This is a genomic window from Nocardioides sp. (genome assembly GCF_031422975.1).
In the GTDB taxonomy this organism is placed as follows: domain Bacteria; phylum Actinomycetota; class Actinomycetes; order Propionibacteriales; family Nocardioidaceae; genus Nocardioides.
Window position 1 is genome coordinate 1 of sequence record NZ_JANPEO010000304.1, and the last position, 5,557, is coordinate 5,557.

6 protein-coding genes are annotated in these 5,557 nt (G+C 71.2%); 4 read left to right on the top strand and 2 right to left on the bottom strand.

The features are described 5' to 3' along the window. A partial coding sequence (locus tag RMO85_RS09155) for an FAD-dependent oxidoreductase (protein WP_310528419.1) occupies positions 1–414 on the bottom strand: 414 nt, incomplete at its 3' end. Positions 415–515: 101 nt separating this feature from the next. Between RMO85_RS09155 and RMO85_RS09160 the strand changes: the two genes are divergently transcribed. After that, a complete protein-coding gene (locus tag RMO85_RS09160) occupies positions 516–1,514 on the top strand; it encodes a DUF4349 domain-containing protein (RefSeq protein WP_310528420.1) in 999 nt (332 codons plus the stop codon). Positions 1,515–1,558: 44 nt separating this feature from the next. Next, positions 1,559–2,464 carry an NYN domain-containing protein gene (locus RMO85_RS09165; RefSeq protein ID WP_310528421.1) on the top strand — a complete coding sequence of 302 codons (906 nt, stop codon included), beginning with the start codon at positions 1,559–1,561 and terminating at the stop codon, positions 2,462–2,464. A 25-nt stretch (positions 2,465–2,489) separates the two neighbouring features. On the opposite strand, the gene hemE is transcribed toward RMO85_RS09165, so the two are convergent. Then, a complete protein-coding gene (gene hemE / locus RMO85_RS09170; RefSeq protein ID WP_397203520.1) occupies positions 2,490–3,572 on the bottom strand; it encodes a uroporphyrinogen decarboxylase in 1,083 nt (360 codons plus the stop codon). A 33-nt stretch (positions 3,573–3,605) separates the two neighbouring features. On the opposite strand from hemE, the gene RMO85_RS09175 reads away from it, so the two are divergent. Together RMO85_RS09175 and RMO85_RS09180 are read left to right on the top strand one after the other, a co-directional pair. Next, positions 3,606–4,223: a DUF3000 domain-containing protein gene (locus RMO85_RS09175; RefSeq protein ID WP_310528423.1), complete on the top strand. Its 618-nt coding sequence runs from the start codon at positions 3,606–3,608 to the stop codon at positions 4,221–4,223. A gap of 2 nt (positions 4,224–4,225) precedes the next feature. After that, positions 4,226–5,557, top strand: a 1,332-nt coding sequence (locus RMO85_RS09180) for an HRDC domain-containing protein (RefSeq protein WP_310528424.1), incomplete at its 3' end; no start/stop codon positions are given.

Below are 5,557 nucleotides of genomic sequence, written 5' to 3' on the forward strand. Positions count from 1 at the left end.
CTCGCCGACGGAGACGTCGTCATCGAAGGTCGTCGTCGTCTCGGCGTGCAGCCGCGCGAGGCCAGCCGCGGAGAGGACACCGGAGGAAGCCAGCTCGGCGACGTCGAACGGCACCCCCATCAGCGACCGCGGCATCGGCCGCAGCTCGCCGCGCGAGAAGATGCGCGAGGTCGCCGTGGTCGGGTGCACCAGCTCGAGACCGAGCTCGCGCGCCAGCGCCACGCCCTCGGGCCGGCGGTTGAGCATCGCCTCGGCGCCCACGTCGACGCTGACTCCGGCGACGGAGCCCAGGCGGAGCTTGCCTCCGATGTGCGCAGACCCCTCGAGGACCAGCACGTCGTGGGTGGTCGCCAGATCACGGGCGGCGGTCAGGCCGGCGATCCCTGCCCCGACCACCACGACGTCGTACTTCACGCGGCCACTGTGGCACGAGCCCCCGACGTGGCCCCGTCACGGTTCGGTCACGGCAGCCCCGAGCAGGGAACCGGCGGCCGGCCCGACCGCGTCCGACGCCCATGACCACACTCACCCGGCTCCACCTGCGCGGCCGCCGCACCGCTGGCCTGCTCGCGGCCCTGACCATGACTGCCGCCGCCCTGGCCGCCTGCTCGTCCGCCAACGACGACGGCGCGTCGCGGGGCTCCGACGCGGGCGCTCAGTCGGAGGTTGCCGCGAATGACGGGACCGCCGGTTCCGTGGGTGGCGGCGATGCGGTCGGTGACGCCAGCGGGAGCGCTCCCGAGATGGACACGTCCTTCTCCGGCAAGGCCGATGACGGCTCGACGTCCGACCCGGCCCTGCGGCCGCCTGCCAGCGAGCGGCGCATCGTGTCCACCGGCACCGTCTCGCTGGTCAGCGACGACGTCGCCGAGGCCCGCCGCGAGGCCCAGCGGATCGTCGATGCCCAACACGGCACGATCACCCAGGAGAACACCGAGACCGACGACGAGGGCGTTGCGACGTACTCCCGGCTCGTGATCCGGGTGCCGTCGAGCTCGTTCGCGGTGACGATGTCGGCGCTGGAGAAGGCCGCAGAGCTGCGACAGTCGCAGGTGTCGAGCGAGGACGTCACCACGCAGGTGATCGACACCGACGTCCGCGTGCGCGCCCAGGAAGGCAGCCTGCGCCGGGTGGAGCAGCTTCTCGCGCGGGCCCGCTCGCTCAAGGACATCATCTGGATCGAGTCGCAGCTGACGAACCGCCAGGCCGAGCTCGACTCGCTCAAGTCGCAGCAGGCCTGGCTCTCGGACCAGACGAGCGAATCGACGATCACCATCGACATCGAGCGCAAGCACGCCTCCGAGGCAGACAAGCCGGACACCGATGACGCCGGCTTCCTCACGGGCCTCAAGGGCGGCATGAAGGCATTGGGCGAGTTCTCCTCGGCGATGGCCACCATCGCGGGCGCTCTGCTGCCCTTCGCCGCAGTGCTGGCGGTCTTCGGGGTGCCCGTGTGGTTGCTCGTACGCCGCAGCGCCCGTCGTCGCACGCCGAAGCAGCCCGCGACGTCGTGACGTCAGGTTCTCCCGCGAGGCCGTGACCGCCTATGGTCGGTGCCATGGAATCTGACCTCCACGGAGGCACCCGGATCGCCGTCCTGATCGACGCCGACAACACGTCGCCCAAGTATGCCGAGGCATTGCTGGAAGAGGTGGCGAAGTACGGCACGCCCACGATCAAGCGGGCGTACGGCGACTTCTCCTCCCAGCGCCTGTCCGGCTGGACCCGCGAGCTGAATGCCCGGGCCATCCGGTCCATGCACCAGATCGCCTTCACCACCGGCAAGAACTCCACCGACTCGGCGCTGATCATCGACGCCATGGACCTGCTCTATGCCGACAACGTCGAGGCGTTCGCGATCGTCAGCAGCGACAGCGACTTCACCAGCCTGGCGTTGCGGCTGCGCGAGTCCGGCAAGAAGGTCTACGGCCTGGGCCGCAAGACCACGCCGTCGTCGCTGCAGAATGCCTGCGACCGGTTCATCGCCCTCGAGGTGTTGATGACCGAGACCCAGGACGAGGAGCCCGAGGACAAGTCGGGAGAGGAGAAGGAGGTCCAGGACGCACCTTCGCTCAACCTGCAGAGCGCACTCACCAAGGCCGTCAACGCCGTGGCCGATGAGGAGGGCTGGGTCACGGTCTCCCAGATCGGCAACCACCTCACCCGCACCCACGCGTCGTTCGACCCGCGCAACTTCGGGCACAGCAAGCTGACCGCGCTCCTGCAGGCGCAGCCCTACCTCGAGACCCGCGGCGACGCCAAGCGTCTCGAAGTGCGGCTCAAGGCGCCTCGCAAGACCGCAGCCGAGAAGCCGCCGGCCGCGAAGAAGGCGCCGGCCGCCGCGAAGAAGGTAGCCGCGAAGAAGGCGCCAGCAAAGACTCCCGAGCAGGAGCCGGCCGAGGTTCCCACCGTGAAGGTCACCACGCGGACGCGCCCTGCCAGGAACGTCACGCCGACGGCGTGATCGGGGCGTCGGCCGTCCCGTTGGACTAGATCGGGTAGGCCTGCACGAACTCGGTCAGCGCCTTGAGCTGGCCGGGGTCGGTCGAGGGGATCACGCCGTGGCCCAGGTTGAAGATGTGGCCCCTGGCGGCCCTGCCGGCGTCGATGATGTCGGCGGCGCGGGCGGTCATCACGTCCGTGGGTGCGAAGACGAGCGTCGGATCGAGGTTGCCCTGGACGACACGGTCCCCGACCCGGGCGATGCCGTCTGCCAGTGGCGTACGCCAGTCGATCCCGACGACGTCGGCGCCGGCCTCGGCCATCAGCCCCAGCAGGTTGGTGGTGCCGACCCCGAAGTGGATGCGGGGAACGCCGAGCTCGCCGGCCGAGGCCAGCACCCGCGCCGAGTGCGCCATGACGTGCTCGGCGTAGTCGCCCGGCGTGAGCGCTCCGGCCCACGAGTCGAAGAGCTGTACGGCGCTGGCGCCGGCCTCGACCTGGATGCGGAGGTAGTCGGCGGCGATGCCGGCGATCTTGCGCATCAGCGCGTCCCAGACCTCGGGGGCGCTGAACATCATCGCCTTCGTCTTCGCCTGCTCCTTCGACGGTCCGCCCTCGACGAGATAGGACGCCACCGTGAACGGCGCGCCTGCGAAGCCGATGAGCGGCGTGGCGCCGAGCTCGGCGACGAGCTGCTGCACCGCCCGCGTGATGAAGGGGACGTGCTCGGGGGTGAGGTCCGAGATCGCCTCGACGTCCGCGAGGGTGCGCACCGGCGAGGCGACGACCGGCCCGATGCCCGCCACGATGTCGAGTTCGACGCCCACCGCCTTGAGCGGCAGCACGATGTCGGAGAAGAAGATGGCCGCGTCGACGCCGTAGCGGCGCACCGGCTGCAGGGTGATCTCGGTGACGAGGTCCGCGTCCATGCAGGACTCCAGCATGCCGACGCCCTCGCGGATCTTGAGGTACTCCGGCAACGACCGACCGGCCTGTCGCATGAACCACACCGGGGTGTGGCTGGGAGTCTCGCCCCGGGCCGCGGCGAGGAACGCACTGGTGGCGAGCGGACTGTCGGTGGAGGCTGTCACGGTGCGAATCTTCGCAGGTGGGGCGGCGTGGCGGCACATCGCCATCAGCCGCCACTGTCCTACTGTGGGCCCATGGTGGCGCGTCATGAGACGCACTCGGAGTCGAGTGCTGGCCCCGCGGACTTCCGCGCGGCAGTCGCCAGCATGCGCGCAGCCGCCCTGCGACCCGAGGTCTTCTGCGAGGAGATGCCGGCGCCGCAGCGCATTGCGCCCTACTCCTCCGCTCTCTCCGCCGACGTCACCGTCGATGACGTCGACCTCGGCACGGGCCGCATCATCCTGCTCCACGACCCCGCCGGCAACGAGGCCTGGAACGGGACGTTCCGGTGCGTCGTCTACGCCCGCGCCGACATCGACCCCGACCTGATCTCCGACCCGATGCTCGCAGCGGTCGGCTGGTCCTGGCTGAGCGAGGCCCTCGACGCCCACGGCGCGGCGTACGCGGAGATGTCGGGCACCGTCACGAGCGTGGCGACCGAGAGCTTCGGCGGCATGGCCGACGAGGAGGGCACCGCGCAGATCGAGGTGCGAGCCTCCTGGACTCCCGTGCTCACCGACGAAGACCAACCGCTCGACCTGGGTCCGCACGTCGAGGCGTGGGCCGAGCTGCTGTGCACGTCGGCCGGCCTGCCGCCGGTGCCCGAAGGCGTCACGTCGATCCCGAGCCGGCGCGGTCAGCGCGGCTCGTGACGATGGACGAGGCGCTCACCGAGGATCCCGGGCCCGCTGACGAGTCGCCCGAGGAGGCGCCCGAGGTCGTCGAGCCCGAACTCGCACCACTGTTGACCCTGCGCGACGGACTGCCCCACGTCGTGGAGACCGACGAAGCCCTTGCTGCGGCGTGTGCCGCGCTGGGGGCGGCCAGCGGGCCGGTCGCGATCGATGCCGAGCGCGCCTCGGGCTACCGCTACTCCGCTCGCGCCTATCTCATCCAGCTCCGGCGCGAGGGCGCGGGCACCTGGCTGGTCGACCCGATCGCCTTCGACAACCTCGCGCCGCTGCAAGATGCGCTGGCCGGCACCGAGTGGATCCTGCACGCGGCCACCCAGGACCTGGTGTGCCTGCGCGAGGTGGGCCTCACACCGGCGTCGCTCTTCGACACCGAGCTCGCCGGACGGTTGCTGGGCTATCCGCGCGTCGGGTTGGCCACGCTGGTCGAGACCCTGCTGGGTCAGCGCATGCGCAAGGAGCACTCCGCTGCCGACTGGTCGACCAGACCGCTCCCCAAGCCGTGGCTCGACTACGCCGCCCTGGACGTCGAGGTGCTCCTCGAGCTGCGGGAGCTGATGGTCGCCGAGCTCGAGAAGACCGGCAAGACCTCGTGGGCGCGGCAGGAGTTCGACCACCTGCTCGACTTCGAGCCGACGGTGCGACAAGACGCCTGGCGTCGTACGTCCGGCGTGCATCGGCTCCGCAGCCGCCGCTCGCTGGCCGCCGCCAAGGCCCTGTGGGAGGCGCGCGACGACATCGCCGAGCGTCGCGATGTGACGCCGGGACGGATCATCCCCGACGCTGCCATCGTTGCCGCCGCCACCGCGCTGCCGGCCGATCGGGCGGCATTGATGAGCACTCCGGGCTTCCACGGCCGCGGCGCCGAACGCTACTCCCGCACGTGGGTCTCGACGATGGCCGCCGTCCACGACCTGGCCGAGGAGGACCTGCCGACCCGCTCCCCCCGGGTCGACGGCCCGCCGCACCCGCGCCTGTGGGCCGAGCGTGACATCGTCGCCGACCGCCGGTTCAAGGCGGCTCGCGCGTCGATGCTCACCCTCGCCGAAGAGCACCATCTGCCGGTCGAGAACCTCCTCACCCCCGACTACGTACGCCGCGCCATGTGGTCGCCGCCCGCCACCCGCGAACCGGCAGACCTCGCCGACGCGCTGCGCGCCCAGCTCACGGCGTACGGCGCCCGGCCCTGGCAGGTCCTGCTCGTCACCGGCGCCCTCACCGGCGCCGTGCTTGCCGGGGACGCCGAGCCGGCGACGCCGGCAGCGGAGGCGGACGCCGCCGCCGGTCTCGACGCC